This is a genomic window from Bacillus sp. MUM 116, assembly GCF_001866655.1.
In the GTDB taxonomy this organism is placed as follows: Bacteria; Bacillota; Bacilli; order Bacillales; family Cytobacillaceae; genus Neobacillus.
Window position 1 is genome coordinate 1 of record NZ_MLYR01000025.1, and the last position, 19,152, is coordinate 19,152.

General features: G+C 35.9%; 21 protein-coding genes and 6 pseudogenes. 17 read left to right on the forward strand and 10 right to left on the reverse strand.

All coding sequences use genetic code 11. From position 1 onward, the window contains the following. The first annotated feature begins 47 nt into the window (after nucleotides 1-47). The 4 genes from azlB to BIV60_RS06995 all read left to right on the forward strand — a co-directional run bounded on the left by azlB (nucleotide 48) and on the right by BIV60_RS06995 (nucleotide 2,078). Nucleotides 48-521 (forward strand): azlBCD operon transcriptional regulator AzlB, encoded by a 474-nt coding sequence (gene azlB, locus BIV60_RS06980; RefSeq protein WP_071355013.1) that lies wholly within the window; start codon nucleotides 48-50, stop codon nucleotides 519-521. Between the two features lie 12 nt (nucleotides 522-533). Beyond that, a complete protein-coding gene (azlC, locus tag BIV60_RS06985; RefSeq protein WP_141770420.1) occupies nucleotides 534-1,304 on the forward strand; it encodes an azaleucine resistance protein AzlC in 771 nt (256 codons plus the stop codon). Then, entirely contained in the window at nucleotides 1,301-1,633 is a 333-nt protein-coding gene (locus BIV60_RS06990) for a branched-chain amino acid transporter permease (protein WP_071355014.1), read from the forward strand. The genes azlC and BIV60_RS06990 overlap by 4 nt, the downstream gene beginning before the upstream one ends. Before the next feature lie 175 nt (nucleotides 1,634-1,808). After that, nucleotides 1,809-2,078 carry a PaaI family thioesterase gene (locus BIV60_RS06995; RefSeq protein ID WP_256218322.1) on the forward strand — a complete coding sequence of 90 codons (270 nt, stop codon included), beginning with the start codon at nucleotides 1,809-1,811 and terminating at the stop codon, nucleotides 2,076-2,078. Between the two features lie 184 nt (nucleotides 2,079-2,262). Here BIV60_RS06995 and BIV60_RS07000 read toward each other — a convergent pair whose 3' ends face one another. Further along, on the reverse strand, nucleotides 2,263-2,466 hold the full coding sequence (locus BIV60_RS07000) for a VOC family protein (RefSeq protein WP_177177235.1): 204 nt from the start codon (nucleotides 2,464-2,466) through the stop codon (nucleotides 2,263-2,265). A 96-nt stretch (nucleotides 2,467-2,562) separates the two neighbouring features. After that, a complete protein-coding gene (locus tag BIV60_RS30865; RefSeq protein ID WP_371261511.1) occupies nucleotides 2,563-2,778 on the reverse strand; it encodes a Tn3 family transposase in 216 nt (71 codons plus the stop codon). A 202-nt stretch (nucleotides 2,779-2,980) separates the two neighbouring features. On the opposite strand from BIV60_RS30865, the pseudogene BIV60_RS30225 reads away from it, so the two are divergent. The 3 pseudogenes from BIV60_RS30225 to BIV60_RS28205 form a co-directional block, all read left to right on the forward strand. Continuing rightward, nucleotides 2,981-3,067, forward strand: a pseudogene (locus BIV60_RS30225) (SAM-dependent methyltransferase); the annotation flags it as partial. 1 nt (nucleotide 3,068) lies between these two features. Further along, nucleotides 3,069-3,434: pseudogene (locus tag BIV60_RS07005) on the forward strand (sensor histidine kinase); the annotation flags it as partial. 158 nt (nucleotides 3,435-3,592) lie between these two features. Next, nucleotides 3,593-3,748 (forward strand): annotated as a pseudogene (locus BIV60_RS28205) (aldo/keto reductase); the annotation flags it as partial. Nucleotides 3,749-3,860: 112 nt separating this feature from the next. On the opposite strand, the gene BIV60_RS07010 reads toward BIV60_RS28205, so the two are convergent. Beyond that, nucleotides 3,861-4,406 carry a TetR/AcrR family transcriptional regulator gene (locus tag BIV60_RS07010; RefSeq protein ID WP_071355017.1) on the reverse strand — a complete coding sequence of 182 codons (546 nt, stop codon included), beginning with the start codon at nucleotides 4,404-4,406 and terminating at the stop codon, nucleotides 3,861-3,863. A 225-nt stretch (nucleotides 4,407-4,631) separates the two neighbouring features. Here BIV60_RS07010 and BIV60_RS07015 point away from each other — a divergent pair, with 225 nt between their 5' ends. From BIV60_RS07015 to BIV60_RS07025, 4 genes and pseudogenes are all read left to right on the forward strand, one after another. Beyond that, complete coding sequence (locus BIV60_RS07015; RefSeq protein WP_071355018.1) at nucleotides 4,632-5,690, forward strand: NAD(P)-dependent alcohol dehydrogenase; 1,059 nt, start codon at nucleotides 4,632-4,634, stop codon at nucleotides 5,688-5,690. 172 nt (nucleotides 5,691-5,862) lie between these two features. Next, nucleotides 5,863-6,785, forward strand: a pseudogene (locus BIV60_RS07020) (aldo/keto reductase). A gap of 59 nt (nucleotides 6,786-6,844) precedes the next feature. Next, nucleotides 6,845-7,006, forward strand: coding sequence for a hypothetical protein (locus BIV60_RS29085; RefSeq protein WP_218145926.1), 162 nt, complete (start codon nucleotides 6,845-6,847; stop codon nucleotides 7,004-7,006). A 117-nt stretch (nucleotides 7,007-7,123) separates the two neighbouring features. Then, the gene (locus BIV60_RS07025) at nucleotides 7,124-8,128 is read left to right on the forward strand and encodes a DUF3231 family protein (RefSeq protein WP_071355019.1); all 1,005 of its coding nucleotides are present in this window, start codon (nucleotides 7,124-7,126) and stop codon (nucleotides 8,126-8,128) included. A 485-nt stretch (nucleotides 8,129-8,613) separates the two neighbouring features. On the opposite strand, the gene BIV60_RS07030 is transcribed toward BIV60_RS07025, so the two are convergent. Both BIV60_RS07030 and BIV60_RS07035 read right to left on the reverse strand, forming a co-directional pair. Beyond that, complete coding sequence (locus tag BIV60_RS07030; protein WP_071355020.1) at nucleotides 8,614-8,775, reverse strand: asparagine synthase; 162 nt, start codon at nucleotides 8,773-8,775, stop codon at nucleotides 8,614-8,616. After that, nucleotides 8,772-8,990, reverse strand: coding sequence for a transposase (locus BIV60_RS07035; RefSeq protein WP_256218323.1), 219 nt, complete (start codon nucleotides 8,988-8,990; stop codon nucleotides 8,772-8,774). Before BIV60_RS07035 ends, BIV60_RS07030 begins: the two co-directional genes overlap by 4 nt. Nucleotides 8,991-9,179: 189 nt before the next feature. Between BIV60_RS07035 and BIV60_RS28210 the strand changes: the two are divergent. The 3 genes and pseudogenes from BIV60_RS28210 to BIV60_RS07050 form a co-directional block, all read left to right on the forward strand. Then, nucleotides 9,180-9,368, forward strand: a pseudogene (locus tag BIV60_RS28210) (carboxymuconolactone decarboxylase family protein); the annotation flags it as partial. Between the two features lie 368 nt (nucleotides 9,369-9,736). Next, on the forward strand, nucleotides 9,737-10,282 hold the full coding sequence (locus tag BIV60_RS07040) for an HXXEE domain-containing protein (protein ID WP_071355021.1): 546 nt from the start codon (nucleotides 9,737-9,739) through the stop codon (nucleotides 10,280-10,282). 687 nt (nucleotides 10,283-10,969) lie between these two features. Next, nucleotides 10,970-11,401, forward strand: coding sequence for a YugN family protein (locus BIV60_RS07050; protein WP_071355023.1), 432 nt, complete (start codon nucleotides 10,970-10,972; stop codon nucleotides 11,399-11,401). 252 nt (nucleotides 11,402-11,653) lie between these two features. Here the strand turns inward: BIV60_RS07050 and splB are convergent, their stop codons facing one another. From splB to BIV60_RS07065, 3 genes are all read right to left on the reverse strand, one after another. Next, entirely contained in the window at nucleotides 11,654-12,682 is a 1,029-nt protein-coding gene (gene splB / locus BIV60_RS07055; RefSeq protein WP_071355024.1) for a spore photoproduct lyase, read from the reverse strand. Beyond that, entirely contained in the window at nucleotides 12,679-12,930 is a 252-nt protein-coding gene (locus BIV60_RS07060) for a transcriptional regulator SplA domain-containing protein (RefSeq protein WP_071355025.1), read from the reverse strand. The genes splB and BIV60_RS07060 overlap by 4 nt, the downstream gene beginning before the upstream one ends. Nucleotides 12,931-13,203: 273 nt before the next feature. After that, complete coding sequence (locus BIV60_RS07065; protein ID WP_071355026.1) at nucleotides 13,204-13,635, reverse strand: ferritin-like domain-containing protein; 432 nt, start codon at nucleotides 13,633-13,635, stop codon at nucleotides 13,204-13,206. 125 nt (nucleotides 13,636-13,760) lie between these two features. Between BIV60_RS07065 and BIV60_RS07070 the strand changes: the two genes are divergently transcribed. Beyond that, nucleotides 13,761-14,189, forward strand: coding sequence for a pyridoxamine 5'-phosphate oxidase family protein (locus BIV60_RS07070; protein ID WP_071355027.1), 429 nt, complete (start codon nucleotides 13,761-13,763; stop codon nucleotides 14,187-14,189). A 35-nt stretch (nucleotides 14,190-14,224) separates the two neighbouring features. On the opposite strand, the gene uvsE (BIV60_RS07075) is transcribed toward BIV60_RS07070, so the two are convergent. Together uvsE (BIV60_RS07075) and uvsE (BIV60_RS07080) are read right to left on the reverse strand one after the other, a co-directional pair. Then, nucleotides 14,225-15,190, reverse strand: a complete 966-nt coding sequence (gene uvsE, locus BIV60_RS07075; RefSeq protein ID WP_071355028.1) for a UV DNA damage repair endonuclease UvsE — start codon at nucleotides 15,188-15,190, stop codon at nucleotides 14,225-14,227. 37 nt (nucleotides 15,191-15,227) lie between these two features. Further along, nucleotides 15,228-16,177 (reverse strand): annotated as a pseudogene (gene uvsE, locus BIV60_RS07080) (UV DNA damage repair endonuclease UvsE). A gap of 401 nt (nucleotides 16,178-16,578) precedes the next feature. On the opposite strand from uvsE (BIV60_RS07080), the gene BIV60_RS07085 reads away from it, so the two are divergent. Together BIV60_RS07085 and BIV60_RS07090 are read left to right on the forward strand one after the other, a co-directional pair. Next, the gene (locus BIV60_RS07085; protein WP_071355029.1) at nucleotides 16,579-17,652 is read left to right on the forward strand and encodes a Wadjet anti-phage system protein JetD domain-containing protein; all 1,074 of its coding nucleotides are present in this window, start codon (nucleotides 16,579-16,581) and stop codon (nucleotides 17,650-17,652) included. After that, nucleotides 17,643-19,151 carry a hypothetical protein gene (locus BIV60_RS07090; protein WP_256218325.1) on the forward strand — a complete coding sequence of 503 codons (1,509 nt, stop codon included), beginning with the start codon at nucleotides 17,643-17,645 and terminating at the stop codon, nucleotides 19,149-19,151. Before BIV60_RS07085 ends, BIV60_RS07090 begins: the two co-directional genes overlap by 10 nt. The last annotated feature ends 1 nt before the right edge of the window (nucleotide 19,152 follow it).

The following is a 19,152-nucleotide window of genomic DNA, read 5'->3' on the forward strand; positions in this document are numbered from 1 at the left end:
CAATTATACAAAATATAATTCAAATAAAATTATTTTGGGGGTACAAAATGGCGATTGTTCTTGATGATTATGATAAAGCAATATTAAGGGAATTGCAGGAAGATGCTTCAGTATCAAATCTAAATTTATCAAAGAAAATTGGACTTTCACCATCGGCTTGCCTTGCAAGAACAAAAAACCTAGTAGAAACAGGCATTATTAAAAAGTTTACAACTATTGTCGATGAGAAAAAACTAGGAATTGAAGTCACAGCATTAGCTCTTATCAACTTATCACCTCTGAATAGGGAAACAATTCATTCATTTTTAGAGGATATAAACAAATATCCACAGGTTCAAGAGTGCTACACACTTACAGGAAGCCATGACTATATGCTTAAGATTGTAGCAAAGGACATGGAGAGTTATCGGAATTTTATCATTGATTCATTAATGCAGAATCCCGCAATCAGTGGAGTTGATACAAGCATTGTTATGAGTACAGAAAAAAGAACTGTCAGTGTGCCTATTGACGAAGTTTAGGAGGTTCCTGATTTGAATGAAAACAAAGAATTTTCAAATTTAAATTCTCTTAGGATTTACAATCATATGAATAAAAGAAATCAAGTATGGATTGCATTTCGTGCGGCTTTCCCATTCACAGTCCCGATTTTTGCGGGATTTGTCTTTTTAGGAATTGCTTATGGGATCTTTATGAATTCATTAGGTTTCAGTGCAATTTACCCCATTTTGATGAGTTTCACAATATTTGCAGGTTCAATGGAGTTTGTTGCAGCGAACTTATTGATTGGCACATTCAATCCAATTAACGCACTTTTTCTAACTTTAATGGTGAATGCACGACATTTGTTTTATGGTATTTCCATGCTGGATAAATATAAGGGTATCGGGAAGAAAAAGTTTTATATGATTTTTGGGCTTTGCGATGAGTCTTTTTCTATTAATTACACAGTTGATGTTCCGAAGAATGTAGACAAGGGATGGTTTATGTTCTTTGTGACATTGCTCAATCATTCCTATTGGGTTATTGGAGCAACGATTGGGGGTATTTTTGGTTCTCTTGTCAAGTTCAATACAGAAGGACTAGATTTTGTTATGACGGCTCTGTTTGTTGTTATCTTCATTGAAAACTGGATGAAAGAGAAAAAACACCATAGTGCTCTGGCGGGGCTTGGCCTATCAGCCGCCAGTCTTATTATTTTTGGCGGGAACAATTTTATTCTCCCTGCAATGCTTGCAATTCTGGGGGTACTCACTGTGCTTAGAAAGCCATTGGAGAAAGTTGAGGTTAACTCCACTATATGACTATGAATTTGATGCAGCAGATTATTACAATTGTTATGGTTGTTGCAGGAACAATGCTTACAAGGTTTCTGCCATTCATCGTATTTCCATCAGGTAAACCTACACCGAATTATATACAGTATCTCGGTAAGGTACTCCCTTCAGCAGTAATTGGGCTTTTGGTCATTTATTGTTTTAAGAATGTGAGTATACTTTCTGGAAGTCATGGCATCCCTGAACTTATTGGAGTGGCAGTGGTTGCACTGCTTCACTTTTGGAGAAGAAATATGCTCCTCTCCATAGCTGGAGGAACCATTGTCTATATGATTTTGGTGCAATTGATTTTTTAATCACAATGTAAACATTCATTAATCAAAGGGGGAGGTATTTCTGAAGAAGAAAATTGATGAGAATCAAATTTATGAAAAACACTATGAACAAATTTATAATCAAGTAAAAAATGACCCATATGCTCGGTCGTTAGGTATTCAGTTTACAAAATTTGAGGCTGGTTTTGCTGAAGCAATGCTTGAAGTACAAAGCCATCTGGTAAATGCATATGGAAAAACTTCATTAGGGCTTTCGACAACCATCCAGTTTATTGAATCCGCTAAGCCTGGAGATAAAATGGTAGCCCGTGCGACAGAGATAAAAAGAAACTATCGAACAGGATTTTATAGAAGCGAAGTCTTACATGAGCAAAAACTGATAGCGACCATGGAGGCCGTGTCGTATCGTAAGGATCATTATTTTATTGAACTTGAGGAGCATATTTTAAAAAGAGTAAAGATTTAATAACGGAATAGTGAAAGAGTTGGGTAGTAGGAATACTGTTTTATAACTGTTATCCATAATGAATAAAAGAACAAAAAAGCGATAGGGCAGATTTAGCTCTTTCGCTTTTTTGTGTGTTAAACATAGCATTTTAAATATATCGTTTCATAATAAGAGTTATTGGGATCTGGTGTTACAATTTCAATCAACAATAGACATCGGGATTCTTGAAGAACAATTGTCGAAGACCACTTGGGGCATTTTCTAATTCATTCCATGTAATATTCTCTTTTTCTATATTGTTGATAATATCATCAAGTTCTTTAGTATATTCAACTGAAAAGGCTAAATGAGGATCTTGAGCTGTTAACTTATGATCAACTTCTACAGAGTAATCGTTGTGGTTCACATGGAACATTACATCTCCAAGCTTATACTACACCCCAGAAAATTTAAATTCCGAACGGGGGATTCTTGTAAACCTAATACTCTGCCATAAAAGTCTCTAGCTTTTCTCTACGTCTTGCACAGCAACATTTACCTTGCCTAATTTTAGCGAGCCCTCCACGCGAAGCATATCGTACCAATGTTTGTTGATCAGATCTTTGCGGATTCGATTCCGAGACAGTCCGTTCAATAGACCATAGTTAGCATGAGGATCAAAATGCCGGAAACAAGCTCCGCCGATGTCAGCCAACCGCAGATTAAACTGAGAGCCCAATAATCCAAAAGACCAAAGGTGATGTAGCAGGAATACATAAATAACTTATACGGGGTATCACTTCAAGAAGGGACTTCTCTTAGAACAAATTATTAAAAGAGCTTATTTAAAACTTAAGAATTCTTAAGGATTTTTACTCCGTTTTCTTCAGGTTTGGATTTTAAACTATGGTTATAAATTCAAACTACTGGAGTGATTCAATATGAAGCATCTATCTTTTTTATTTCAATATATAATTAATCCAAAAACCGTCGGTGCGATCCTTCCTAGTTCAAGGTTTCTTGGAGATATCAATTACGGAAGAAAATGTCGCTGTTTTAATGGACATAGAAAAGATGGTTCGTGTTTATGATAATCTCTTTACGAATGCGATTAAATACAGTATGAAACCATCTGAATTATTAATAAACCTTGAAATTAAAGGAGACAAAGCAATCTTTAAAGTATCAAACAAAGTTGAGAACCCTCCTGTTGACGAGGTAAATAAATTGTTTGAACGGTTTTTTAGGGGTGATAAGGCAAGAAAAGATAATCACGGAACTGGAATTGGCCTTGCTATTTCAAAAAGAATTGTTGAACTTCATAATGGTATTATTCATGCGGAATATAGAGAAGGTTGGATGAGTTTTACTATTGAACATCCGATACATATATAATGGCATATGGGATTAAAAGTCCCATAAGCTTTTTTTAAAAACTTAAGAATCTTTAAGAATTTTACGAGATGTTTCTTAATTCCCATTGCTTATAATATGATGAAGTTGCTAAAAGTAAGAATGCAACATCTGCACAAGTTGTCTTAGCATGGGAATTAGATCAAAAACCATTTATTATTCCAATCCCAGGTACTACAAAATTACACAGATTAGAAGAAAACTTAGGTGGAGCTGATATGGAATTAACAAAAGAAGAATTAGATAGCCTAAATCGAGCTTTATCTAAAATTGATATGGACGAAACACACTTCTAATTAAAATAAGCTTAATAAAAATACACCATGGGAGGATTTCTCCGCCTATGGTATATTTTTGTTAATAAGTGCCTACAGCTATATTCATTTCTGGAACCATGGATGAAGAAAATTATAAATTCCTCTCTAACAAAATTCCTACTTGTTCTGCCATGACTTGAGGTGGATAAGGCATTCCATTTGTGATCCACCATTCCACAATCCCAACATATGAAGTAACAATAAATTGAAGAATAACATCTTCATTTAATCCTTGGTTTTTTCCTTTTGTTGTATCCACTTCATCCTTGAACTCTTCGATAAGAAACTCATGGAACTGCCTACGAAAAGAAGGGGCCCCTTTACTTGCTAACATCGTGGAAAAAAATAAAAAATGACTTTTAAGGTATTCAAACCATGGCAGATTAGCATCTTTAAAATCCATTTCAGCTGTCGATTCGCAAATTTCCCCCATTTTGTTAATATGCTCCGCAATAAGCTTACCCAGTAGATCGAATTTATCCAAGTAATGAAGATAGATGGTTCCTCGGCTAACATTTGCCCTGTCGGAAATATCCTGGATCGTTATGTCATCAAAACTTTTTTCAGACATCAGTTCAATCACAGCTTTTTTAATAGCTTCTTGGCTTTTTGCTATTCTCCTATCCACTTTATTCATTGTTTAGGTCACCAAACTTTCTAAAAAGATAATTAACAATTTTCGTTTATTTGTTCATTAATTAACAAATTGCGTTCATTTAACAATTGTAAGTATCAAATTCCTATTTATAATTATAGACAGATGTATATTAAAGTATCAATGATCATTATTAGGCAGTTGGATATAGGTATAAATGTGCATCCAAATCATTCAATGTTAATTAAGAAAGGATTGTGTTGTCTCATGTGTAATAATCATCAAAATATTACAACCCGTGTACTAAGTGTTCCAAGTGCAAAAGCACCATTTGAAAAGACGACGATTGAACGGAGAGATTTACTGCCAGATGATGTTTTAATAGATATTAAGTTTTGCGGAATCTGCCACTCCGATATTCATAATGCACACAATGATTTTGGCAAGGGTATATTCCCGATGGTTCCTGGTCATGAAATTGCAGGCGTTGTGACAGCTGTAGGATCAGAAGTTACAAAATTCACTGTTGGTGACCGTGTTGGTGTAGGTTGCTTTGTTGACTCCTGTGGAGAATGTGAATTCTGCCTTCGAGGAGAGGAGCAATTTTGTAAGAAAGGTGTTGTCGTGGTATTTAGTTCAATAGGCTACGACGGTAATCTAACATACGGGGGATATAGCCAAAAAATCGTTGTAAAGGACAAGTTTGTTGTCCGTATTCCAGACGGACTTGATCTTGATGTAGCAAGCCCATTATTGTGTGCAGGCATCACTACGTACTCTCCAATGAAACACTGGAATGTCGGCACAGGTAAAAAGGTAGCGATTGTGGGAATGGGAGGGCTTGGTCACCTAGCTGTACAATTTGCCCATACTATGGGTGCTGAAGTTACTGTCCTAAGTCAGACTATGAATAAAAAAAAGGAAGCCTTTGGCTTTGGTGCAGACCATTATTATGCAACCAGTGATCCTGCTACGTTCACTGAGTTGGCTGGTCAATTTGATCTTATTTTAAATACAGTGTCTGCGAATATCGACGTAGATGCCTACCTATCAACGCTTAACGTAGATGGTACACTTGTAAATGTAGGTCTGCCAAACAAGCCAGATCAGTATAATGTTTTCTCCCTATTCGCAGGCCATCGCAGCATTGCTGCTTCAAATGTTGGTGGAATTAGGGAAACTCAAGAGATGCTCGATTTCTCCGCAAAACATGGGATTGCCCCTATGATTGAAGTAATCCGTGCTGACCAAGTGGAAGAAGCATATGAACGTGTACTCTGTAGTGATGTACGTTATCGATTCGTTATAGACATGTCTACTCTGTAACCTGCAAAGATGGTTTCATTTTACTCCCTTAATTAGTTTGGCATATTTTAGGGCAAAATTTAGTCGATAAATTGTGTTCACTTAACAAAATTTGAAAATGAGGAACATTCCAATGGAATATGTGAAATTAGGAAATACAGGATTAGATGTATCTCGCCTTACCCTTGGTTGTATGAGCTTTGGTGAACCTGACAGAGGCTATCCAAAATGGACACTTGGTGAAGAAGAAAGCCGCCCTATTATTAAAAAAGCTCTTGAGTTAGGTATCAACTTTTTAGACACTGCGAATTTTTATTCAGAAGGAACAAGTGAGGAAATTGTCGGGAAAGTTCTACAAGAGTCTGCAAATCGGGATGAAATTGTCCTTGCCACAAAGGTTTATTTTCCGATGCATGAAGGCCCTAATGGTAAAGGTCTATCTCGAAAGCATATTATGAGTGAAATTGATAAAAGCCTTAAACGCCTTGGTACAGATTATGTGGATTTATACCAAATCCACCGATGGGATTATGGCACACCAATTGAAGAAACAATGGAGGCACTCCATGATGTAGTGAAGGCTGGAAAGGCACGCTACATTGGAGCTTCTTCCATGATGTCATGGCAGTTTTTGAAAGCGAACAATATAGCAGAGAAAAATGGTTGGACTAAGTTTGTCTCAATGCAAAATCATTTCAACCTCTTATACCGTGAAGAAGAAAGAGAAATGCTTCCACTTTGCAAGGAAGAAAAAATCGCTGTCATTCCTTGGAGTCCCCTTGCGAAAGGAAAGCTGACTCGTAATTGGGAGGAAACGAGCTCACGTTGGGAAAAAGAAGGTGTTGGCCAAAAGTTTTTTACCCTGCGACATCCGAATCAGACAGACAAGTTGTTGAAAGAGTTGCGGAAGTGGCAGAAAAACGAGGCGTACCAAGAGCTCAAATTGCACTCGCTTGGGTGCTTCAAAAAGACACTATTACTTCACCTATCGTTGGGTCTACAAAAGCATCTCACCTTGAAGATGCAGCAGCTGCTCTTTCAATTAAGTTAACACCTGAAGAAATTGCGTATATGGAAGAACCATATGTGCCACATCCTGTGCTTGGTTTAGATTAATTATTTTAATGGTGGGCTGTATATTTGCAGCCCACTCTTAATAAATGGAGGATTAAATTATGAGAATAAGTGAAACAGCAAATAAAAACCAGGAAGAATTGTTTCCAAATCATAACTCTATTCTAAAAGCAACGGATCCAGAACTTATCGAAGTCTTTGATAACTTTGCTTTTGATGAAGTACTTACCGATGCCAATTCTTTCATGAAAAAAACGAGTTAATTCCTAAAACACAATCATTTCCTTTTTGGCCTTTGAATGAGGTTGTTCATATATATTTTCTACTATTCAGGGGATATTATTCTATGATGTATTAATTGAAAACAGGAGGTTGTTCCAATGGAAGATAAAACAAATATTCCTTTAACTGCTGCGGAAATGGCTGGTTTATGGACTCAATACATGGGCGATACAATAGCTGTTTGTATCGACAGCTATTTCTTAGAAAAAGTAGAGGATAAAGAAATACGCCCTATTATTAAATGGACACTCGATACAGCAAAAGAGAATGTTTCCATCATGAAGGAACTGTTTCAAAAAGAGAATTTTCCGATACCCATTGGATTTACGGAACAAGATGTCAATACAAAAGCTCCAAGACTTTTTACTGATACCTTTTTCTTAAAGCATCTAAGTCAAATGGCTGTATTTGCAACGACAGCCAGCAGTGCGGCACTAACAGTTGCGACACGTCCAGATGTAGTTACTTTTCATAAGCGTATACTGAATAATGGGGTTGAATTGCAGGACAGAACACGCGATTTAATGCTAAAACAAGGGATTTATGTAAAACCTCCTTCAATACCTATTCCTGATAAGGTGGATTTTGTAGAAAAACAATATTATTTAACCGGTTTTTTTGGGAAAAAGAGGTCTATTAATTCACTTGAAATCACTCATTTATACTTAAATACTCTAATAAATGCTATCGGTAAAGAATTAGTAACGGGCTTTGCTCAGACTGCTCAAAACGAAGATGTAAAACAGTATTTTTTAAGAGGGAAAGAGCTTTCACAAAAATATGTAGATATTTTTAGCAATTATTTAACCAAGGAGGATTTGCCTGCTCCTATAAGTTCAGGTTCGGCTGTTTTAGATACAACTGCAAGTATTTTTTCAGATAAACTAATGATGTTTCATGTTGCAACTATGGTTGCAGCAGGAATTGGATATTATGGAACGGCATTAGCAGCAAGTCTAAGGAGAGATTTAGGACTTAAATATATGTCATTGATCCCAGAAGTTGCGCTGTATGTCGAAGATGGAGCCAACATTATGATTAAGCACGGCTGGATGGAGGAACCTCCACAAGCAGTCGATCATGACAAATTAATACAGAATTAACGCAATGAACCCCTATAAAAATTATTAGGGAGTTTTGCTCTTCCTGTTTTGGTCAGCTATTAATGGAAAATATGTTAAGGGAATTATACTCATCTTTTTTGGAATATTATTGGGTCCAGTTGGGCTTCTAATGTTGTCCATTATACCGGGATTAGTCTTTGGTTTTTTATTGAGGGAAATTTTGAAGAATTAAAGTAGTTTAACAAAATATAAACCATCTTCAATTACAAATTTCTCTAAGTAAATAAATAGCTCAAAGGATCTTCTAATTAAAGATCCTTTTTTAATGCCGATAAGGCTTAATTTACCTTCTTGAAAACAATTCTGTAAATTCATTATAGACTCTTGCAAGCCTAGGCACTTTTTGGGTAAAAGTGCCTAGGCCTTATTTATAATTTAACAACCACGCTTCTGATTGATTTTGTGTTTCCAAAAAGCTCACCCCTTAGATTCCATAACGAGTGCATATTTGCACTTGTTTACTGTTAACGACGATGTTCAATAAGGTCAATTGTCTCCTGAACAATATGAGCTAATCCAAAACCGAATACAGTATTTACAACCATTTTATTGGAACTCCGTCTCTGTTTAAGGACATAACCGGTAGCAGTAACAGCTGTACCTAATACGACTCGTTCAGCATTTATTCATCATCTATGGTTAATTTTATCAGTCGATAAAGGATATAAATTCCTAAATAACCTCCAGTTAATAAGAAAAATGGATTTAAGAAGATGGAATGGATATTTGTCATAAATACGGTATTATCTTTAATGATTTCATAAATAGATAAAGATGCAATATTTCCAAAAATAATTGCTGATACGATAACACCTAAATTAAAAATATAACGGAATCTCACTCGAAACCTCTGTAGAAAGAACATAATTATGGGAAGTACAATACTTAATAGAACTAAGAAAATCTTCACGATGTCACCTTCTATATTAAGAATTGAAAAGTTAATACTACTAAAATTTTTCCTAAAGTTTCCAAAAATATGTACTTGTTTGTGGTAAAGGTGTAGCTATAGGGAAAGTGTTTCAAAGATCAGGATGAGTATTGTATCATCTATCACACAAAGAGATGTCTTGATCAAGGCTGTTTAAAACAAGAAATTCTTAAAGCTGTAGCTGTAACGGCGGCTTTGGGCGGGGAGGGCATCCATAAGTCAATGGGTTGGTTTCATCCTTTTTTTGTTGTGCTATGTCAGGTCGTAATAATCCATTATGGATGTTAGGGTACTCGAACTTGTCCGAAGAGATGTATTTCTAAAAGATAGAGGATAACGTAAATAAGGCATCAAGTAGACAAGTGTAGGTTAAACTCCTCTCCGTTAACAATCTTTCAGTGAATATAGCTGCTGATTCCGAACCAAGCAAATGCGATTTATGAATTATAGGACAGGAAAGAAATTACATCTAAGAAAATACAATTGGTAGACTTTGATTAGGAGCAGTTAAATCCTAGGCCATGCTAAGTTGAACAGCCTCCAGCTGTTTTTGAAGGTGAATAATTAATCTCTCTAATTCAGTTATGAAATCCGTTCCATGGCATAAAAATATAATAACTAGAAATGCCCAAGTATCCTCAATCAGGAGGCAAAAGATGCAAGAGATTTTATATCAACCTTTCAAAATTGCGACAATTATTTGGTTATTCCCTATTATTTTTATGTTCCATGGATTAGAGGAGATTATAACTAATGAAGGTTTTATGACAAAATACAAAAATAAAGTTCCGAAAACTTTCCTTGTCAACATTACGTTAACCATGAAAAAAAAGTTGGGTGCAAAGTCTGTCCAACTTTCTATAAGTATTGCATGGATTTTGATTTTTATATCAGTTATCACAATTATGACCGCCTGCCTCCTGCCAATCGCAGCAAACTTTCTTCTATTTATCGCAATATTTAATGTGTTTTTTCTACAGGCGTTTTCTCATATTGGCCAAACTGTAATTTTTCAAGGTTATACGCCTGGAGTCATAACTGCGTTATTCATCGTAATTCCTTATTCTTTACTTACCTATTATCGTTTATTTGAATTGGGTTTCATAGACGGACATTTACTATTCAAAAGCATTCCTCTTACCATTTTAATGGTTCCCATTTTGCTTATGGGAAATATTTTAGGACGAAAATTAAGCAGATAAGCCATTTCGTAATGAATTAGCAAAAAACTTTTGAGGCATCGCCTTCATATCGTAAATGTTAAGCTCTATCAATGAGTTATTGTATACTAAATAATACCAAAGAAATTCGTATCAACGGTAAAGCACTTGAAAAGCAGACTTTTCTAGTGCTTTTTATTTTTTTGAAAGGCTCTTTTCGTAAACTTTGTTGCTTTTGGACCTTAAAAGGGTCAAATACTTAAGTTTCTAGGCAATTTTCGCAAACGTTCTTACGAAAAGATGCCACGAAGCATTTATTTATACGGGTTGATGAACTTATACAAAAAACAACAATCTATGCGAAAATAGCCTTTTGAAAAGAATAATATTAAAAGACTATGAAGAGGAATTCTTCATCCTGCTTATTAATCCTCTGGCGTTCGGATCAATTTCTCCATAACCCGCTACATTTCCTGCATGTTTTTCATGATATTGTGACCCCGAATTAGCTTGATCATTGGATTTAATTTTTTGTTTTTCGTGTTTGCCTTGTAAATTTGAAAATAATTATCACCTCCTGATTTTAGGATTTGTAACATGGAGAAAGTTATGCTGAACAAAAGACTGAAGGGGGAAATTAACATTTTCTCCTCCTTCTCTCCAAACAGGTATTTAATTTAATTTCTAGCTAATAATAGTAATATATCTTTGTAATGGAGTGAAGGGGAAATGTTCCAATTAAATTCAGAGATTGAAGGAAAAAGAGCTGACTTTGGAGTTGTTCGTGATATCTTTCATTCTTATGGATGTAGTTTTTGTAGTAACTTTGATTATGACCAAGGAAAATTTGATGCATTGTTATGGCGTGATGGCGGGGAATCTATTTACTTAAGAGTCCCAATATATGTTATCGATGGTGCTTTAGATCATTCTAATGCATTAATTGAGTTTGGAGCACCCTTTGTCATCAAGCATGTCGTCAATGTTGGTTTAGATCATGATGAAAATTCTTTCGTGACCGGTACAACAGGACTTGATCAATTTCAAACACCAGTGGATCAAGACGGGTATATCTATGACAAAAGCAGATGGGCAAAGGCTGGCGAAGAAAGAATTGAGCAAGTTTTGAATTCTATTAATGGATTTTTAAAAAGTTCTTAATAAGTAGCGGAAAGAAATGATGATAAAAATGTTCAAAAGGAGCACCTGTAGATTATGATCTTTCAGGTGCTTGTTCTTTTACTTAGGCTCTTTTCGTAAACTTTGTTGCTTTTGGATCCTAATAAGGGTCAAATACTTAAGTTTCTAGACAATTTTCGCAAATGGTTTTACGAAAAGATGCCCCGAAGCATTTTTTATACGGGTTGATGAACTTATACGAAAAACAACAATCTATGCGAAAATAGCCTATACTTATGTGAAATACTCTAATTTTGCTTCCGGGAAGAACTTTTCCATATAGGCATAAAGATGACTTTTTATATCTTCTTCTTCTTCTTTTTGATAAATGTATTTTCCAATTCCGTATTTACCCCATTTATATCTTCGACTTTCCTCATCTAACTCTAATTTTGTCATGGGGTAATTTTTTTCGATGACTCTTTTTGCCGGCTTTGTAAAACGGTGTTGAATAAATTCGAATGTTAAGTCTTTTTTTGCCTCGGGAGGCAGTTCCTCTTCTAAACGTTCAAACATATGATAGTATCCATCCTCCCAGCCTTCATGTAGATAAATTGGGGCTACGATAAACCCAAGGGGGTACCCTGCTCTCGCGACTTTTCCTGCCGCCTCAATTCTTTTCACTAAAGGGGAGGTCCCAGGCTCGAAGTTCTTGACGACATAATCAGCATTAACACTAAATCGAAATCGGGTTTTTCCGTTATGCTTGGCATCCAGTAAGTGATCGACGTGATGGAATTTTGTAACAAATCTCAATTTCCCATATTCCGATTCTCCAAAATGCTCAATCGCTCGTTTTAATGTATGTGTCAAATGATCAATTCCAACAATATCCGATGTACAGGATGCTTCAAAACGGGTCAACTCGGGAGCGCGTTCTTCCATATAATTATCCGCAGCCTCAAGAATCTCGTCAACATTTACATATGTACGGATGTATGGCTTACTTCCCATTGTCGTTTGTAAATAGCAATAATGACAATGCCCCATACAACCTGTTGCGAAAGGAATGGCATATTCTGCAGAAGGTTTTGAGGTGTCAAATTTAAGTGTTTTTCTAATTCCAACTACTAGTGTAGACTTGGCAACCCGATATCGTTGAAAATCATTTTCACCAGGAAGATTCCTTACTTGATTATGGGAGGTTGTGTATCGAATTTCTACATCCATTTTTTCAAATTTTTCTTGTAGTTCTCTGCCGAGAGGGTAGTTGAGCGCATCAGGTTCAAAGTAGACAAGCTTTGGTGTAAATGGGTTATTCATTCCAATGTCCCTTCCGGATCTCCATAATAGTAATTGTAGGCTTGGTTTGCCTCATCCTCTGATGAATAAACGGCTATTTCACTTGATAGGGGATAATAGTTTTCATATAGAAATAAAGCAAGTTCTTTGGGATTTTCAGGATGATTGACAACAGTAGCGGCCTGTATGTTTGCGACATCCTGGGTATGCGGGTTCCGGTAAAAAACATAGACAATATCTCCAGCACGATAAGATTGGTTTCCGTTCATTTCATCACCTTCTCCTTCATATAAAATAATTAAAGTTCTATTAAAATTTTGCCTTAAGTGACTAATATTATGTTACTTGTTTATGGAAAAGATGTAGCCGTGAAGAACGTTAAAAAAAGTGGTTGTTCATGTTTTTTAAAGCAGAAGAGGCAGTTATGGTGAAGTTATTAAAGGTTTCATCCTTTTTGTATGGATGCATGCTAGGTTTGATAATCCTTTCCCGGAAAAGTTTCCAGGTGCTGTTACTTAAGGAAATATGGCTAAAAATCAATCTTACTTACGAACCAGATGTTGCAGGAAGTGAACATGCTCTCTGTCTTTATCTAATATTTTTTCGATTAATTGTCGGCTTTCAGGGTCTAAATCTCCCTTTACAATTTCTTCAGACACTTCAATTCCATAATAACCTTCACCCTTTAATGCACTTTCAATAATACCAACAGTGGTGCCCGGAATCATAAATTGACCAAAATATCCTTGGACCGATCCAATCAGGCCTTCATCATCGACTGGAACTCCTCCAAGGTCTTGAATTCTTTCCGCGACTTTTAGAGCATGATTCTTATGATCTTGTTGAATCCTCTGAAATTCCCTTTTTAATTCCGGATCGGTTAATTTTTGTATATGGTGCTCATATGCGTGGATCCCCATATATTGCCCTTTTAAAAATTGATTTAATGTTTTGACTACATCCTTTTCAGCCATTATGAACCACTCCTTATAGTAAGCAAGCTTCTCTTTAATCAAGTTAGTAAGTTTTTTACAGTTTATTTGCCATGCTTTAGTGGAAAATAAACTGAAACGAATCAATATCCAAAGGAGGAATTTAAATGAGCAATTCTGATTTAAAAGAGAAGGTTGTTAACATTATCTCTAATCACAAAACCGGTATCCTTGCATCAGTTGAAAATAATAAGCCTCATTCACGGTATATGACATTTTACAATGAGGACATAACATTATATACACCAACGAAAAAGGATACGGAAAAGATTGACGAAATTAAAAATAATCCATATGTATCGGTATTGCTTGGATATGAAGAGAAAGGACAAAGCGATGCCCTTGTTGAAATCTTAGGCACTTCATCTATTAATGATACACAATCTTTGAAAGATCAATTCTGGGAGGAATCGTTTAATAAATGGTTTGACGGTCCCAACGATCCGAACTACGTATTTCTTGAAATACAGCCTGAAACGGTACGTATCTTAAACCTAAACGGTGAACCACCACAAGAATTCTCGGTAAAAAACTAATTGGTATAATACATTTCTTTAGTGGCTCTTCTTAATCATTTTAAATGAAAGGAAGAGCCATCTATGATTTCTACATCATCCCTCGCTTTAATCTCTTCCATTAAATGAAACAGGGCTTCATCTTTGCTTTTTGCTTCTATCATACAGTCAATCTGCAATACGCTGCCCTTAATTTCTTTTAAAAACTGAAAAAACATGTCCATGTCGACAAAATCAGCATGATGGCGAAATGCCTTTTGGCTTTTGGGACTGGAAATATGCATTTTTATAGAAAGGGGAGAGTGGCGCCACGTTTGGATGACTCGGTCCCACTGAACTTGCCAATTGAGATTCCGATGATGGGCAAGATGGTGATGATAATCGAATACAAGCGGAATATCCAGCTTTTCACATAAGTAAAGAGTATCCTCCAGTGTAAACGAGGTATCATCATTTTCCAGCATTATCATTTTTTGAATCGATTTCGGGACGACCATCCAATTGTCCACAAAACGTTCAAGTGATAGTTCTGTTTCATTATAATTGCCTCCCACATGCATAACACAGCGATGAGTCGGATCAATTCCCATCCCCTTTAACAATAAATAATGCATCTTAAGCGTTTGGATGGAATTTATTAAAATCTCCTTCTTTATGGAATTAATGAGCACAAAGTGATCTGGATGAAAATCAATTCTTATTTTGTGTTCTTTGGCAAAATCTCCGATCTCACGCAGCAGTGTTTGGAGCGGCTTCAGATAATTCCAATCGTGAAGTTCTTCGTGGTTGGCGAGAGGAATAAGACGAGAAGTTAAACGATAAAAATGGATATCAGATGCTACAGTATGCTTTAGAATTCGAAGAGTATTTTGTAAATTCGAAATCGAAATACGTTCCAATTTACGAATAGCAGCTTCCCGATCCTTAATTTTCTGGAATTGTGCAAATGTCATGGTTTGTGAGGGAGATGCATTTTTTAAGCACATGCTCATTGCCACATAACCGAGACGAACAATCGTCATGTATTCCACCTCATTCCTAAGAAGTTTGTCCTCCCACTCACCATTCCAACACTGCGCTTGATAAACGTTTGACTCCCCGAATAGAAGCGATTTCTTCTATGAGTTTCAACATAGAAAGGTTCTTTTGCTTGGCTTCAATCATAATATCAAAGTCATGATCAAGACTCTTTGCCATTTTCAAGAATGGGAGAACAAACTCAAAAGAAACAAAATCAGAATGTGAACGATAAGCTTGATCGGACTTTGGTGATGAAATGTGGACTTTCGGTACTGCTGTCTTATTCCATGTATTAAATATGCGTGGTAAAAAATTTGGGAGGTCATCCTCTTCTTTATTCGCCATATAGTGATGGTAATCAAGAACCATCGGTATTTTTTCTTTTTCACAAGTAATTAGTGTTTCCTCAACATTATAGGTTTTATCATCATTTTCAAGTGTCATATGTTTTTTATAGTATTGGGCAATTTTTTTATATTATGATGGAAACGCGTTAATGAAGTTTTTTTATCTCCATAAGCTCCGCCAATATGAATATTGATTATACCCTTGTCTAGGCCATTCATCGCTTCGAGCATTTTAAAATGGTATTCCATATCCCTTACTGCATTCATGGTCACTTCTTCCCGCGGACTCGTAAAAAGCGTAAATTGGTTCGGGTGAAAACTCGGTCGAATCTTAAATTGATGGATTAGCTGCCCAAGTTCTTCCCACTCTGTTCTGAACGGGGTAACAAAATCCCACATTACTTCCGGATGGGTTGCTAAGGGGACAAGTGAGCTTGAAAACCGATATAGTCTTATTTCATTAGCTATGTTATAATACAAGATTCTTTTCGTATGTTGTAAATTTAGTGCTGTTACAGTTTTTAGTTTGTCCATACGATCGCTTTTAGAAAGAGCCGAATAGCGGGCAAACGTTAAAGTTTTGGAAGGGCTTGCGTCCCATAACCCTAATGCATTGGCTACATACCCAAAACGAATCTTCATCTATCTTTCTCCTTCATCAATGCCGTAATTACTGGAGTGATTATTTATCCATATTAAAAAGCCTTGTAGAATTCACTATCATTATTTACATATACTTTCATATAATTATTTTCAAAATGAAAGTGGTGATCAAGATTAGCCAGTTTAATGCTTCATCCATTTTGAATCCATATATCCACAATTTGAACAGGTGCTCTATTATGGTACCCCACGTCAATATTTAGATTCTTTCTTTTATCCAAATGTTACTTAATAACTCGTTCTTCAACTCTATTTGTGTAAAGTAACAATATTCTTTTAAGAAAAAATTCATTTACCAACAAAAATGCAACTAGTTTATAATTAAGGTATCCAAAATGGGTATTAGGGGTCAATTCATGACACAATGAAGATTTAAGTGGGTGAGTACAATCGATGTTATTGAAACACGGGTGAGAAGTTTTATTGGAGATATTCAACACCCTAAACAGAAAAAGAAAATAAATATGAACGATTTAGAATTTCAGTTGCGCAAGCTTATAGATGATTATTTTGAAATGGACGGTTATTCGTTGTTTTATCGTGCAATTGAAACTTTGCAAGCTGAAGCAAAACTTATCCCTATTCAAAATAATCAATACAATGGTAAAACACCAGCACTGCCATTATATTGTTGGGTAAATGTAAAAGTTCAAGCTTCTAAATGGGATCGTCTCGAGATGATGAAATTAAGTGATCAGTTTGATTTTTCCTACTATGAACGGCATCCCGAATGGCAAACGGAAGACGAATGGAAACGAATCCAGAATTTATATACTTTTCTAAAGTCCAGTCAGGAACGGGAAATCGTGTCATTAGAAGAAAGATGCCTAGAACTCTTTGGTCATGAAAAATTCTTAATTGATAGTGATAGCTATCCTGATGGAAAAGGCTTTTTAGCTAGAATTGGAATATCAGAAGACCAACTTAAAATGGTGAACTATGGGGAGCCTTTTGTATTTTGGATGAAACAAGGTAAAGAAATGAAAGATATTCAGCGGGTACTAATCGTCGAAAATCTATCATTCTTTCATACAGCTATTAAATTATTGGAAGCGAATAAACTCGATTATGAACCTGAACTAATTATTTATGGTGAAGGGACCAAAATTGAACGGAGCTTTGCCTTTTTCTTTCAAATGTTTCCAAAAACATCCTATCTTTTCTACTACGCTGGAGATCTTGATGCCGCAGGATACGGAATCCTCATTCGGCTTATCGAAAAATACCCGGATTGCTGTATTCAACCTGCCTTAAAAATTTATTGCAAAATGCTTGAATGTATGGAGAAAAGGAATAACCAAAAAATTGGTCAAACCCAAAACCTCAAATACCGTGATCAATTTTTTCAATGGTTTACAGAAGATGAACAAGAACTATTAATGCAATTATGGAAGGAAAATAAGCGGATTCCACAAGAAGTCTTAACAATCGAAACATGGAGGAGATGGATGTGAACGAATCATGGGAAGGTTTTGCCCAGAGAATGCAACGATTAAATCCTCTGTTCGAGCTTGGTAGGGGTATGGAAGTAGGAGAGTTGAAGCCTCATATCCAAACGATTCTCATGCAAGTGCTCCTTACCATCTTTTATCGAGAATTAAATGATGATGATCATCGGCGGAAATCAGATATCAAGTATATGATAGAGGATTCCATTAAGCAAATGAAGCTTTTAGCAGACGATAAACAAATTGAACGGATTACAAGTGGGCTTTTGTATCAGGGAAAAGAAGAATATAGTAAACCGTTTGAAGCCTTATATTACGATGAAATAAGACAATCCTGGGAAACGCAAACATTTCGATATGTCACGATGGATGAAATATATACGAATTTAGAGCTGGGCGGAAGCATTGTTTATAAGCTTACAGATGTTTCTCAAGAAATGATTTTTATGAGCAGGGAAATGGCGGAGGAATTCTCCATAACGATAGAGCAACTCTATAGTATGCAGCTGATAAAAAACGGTAATTTTAGAAAAGCTACTCGTAACCTCGATCACCTCATTTCACGCGTAAACCGCTTAATGGCAAAAGAATTCACTTTCCAAAAGGAAATGATTAATAATCCCAAAATCTTATTGATTGAAGAAGAATGGCAAAGGGCCGACAATCGTGCTGAAATTGAAAACCAATTCGAAGAAGAAAAAAATCACTTCCGGACCATTACTAGGATGATAGAAAAATCGAAACGAAGAAATGAAGAAGATGATTTTATTCAGAAAGAATTGACCCTTCTCCAAGAAAAAATTGGTCATACAAGACAGTTGCATGATCGTTTTGCCAAACTAGTCATTCAAAATATCTCCTATGAGATGAAATTAAAAGCAGAAAATCCTTCTTTGTTTTGGGAAACCAGCCTTGTTTCCTTTCGAGAACATATTTATGAAAATATGTTACTGAAGGAAGGAGTTCAAAATTTCGAGGCTATAGAAACAGTCCTTTCTCCCTTATTTTCACCCAAGAATGAATTTATCTTGCCGCTTGATTGGATTTGGGGAGAACAAGAATTTGATGAAAAACAACTAACGGATGTTGTAATCGAAGAGGAGACAGAAGTAAACATTACTCGTCTGCGAATAACGGACTGGGAGTCTGTTATAAAGGCATGGAGTTATGTTTTTCAACATTTACAAACATACGGAGAGTTTTCATTAGCTGATTTATCGACACTGCCATTGGAAGTGCAGGATTTATGGTTTGAAGAATATGAAACGATTGATTTATGGATGATGTTTGATAAAAAGCCGCTAAAGATTCAAGTGCTGCATCGGAAGGAAGAAACATTAAGTGATGAGAGGGAAATTCTTCTATATAAACTAATGCAGGAATACCCACAATTTCAAGTGTTTGAAGGTTTGAAAATCTATACCAAGTTTGATCATCGAGCGGAGCCATTCCAATGGTATCAAATGAAAATTACCCCGTTTAAGATTTGTGTCCAGGAGGGATAAA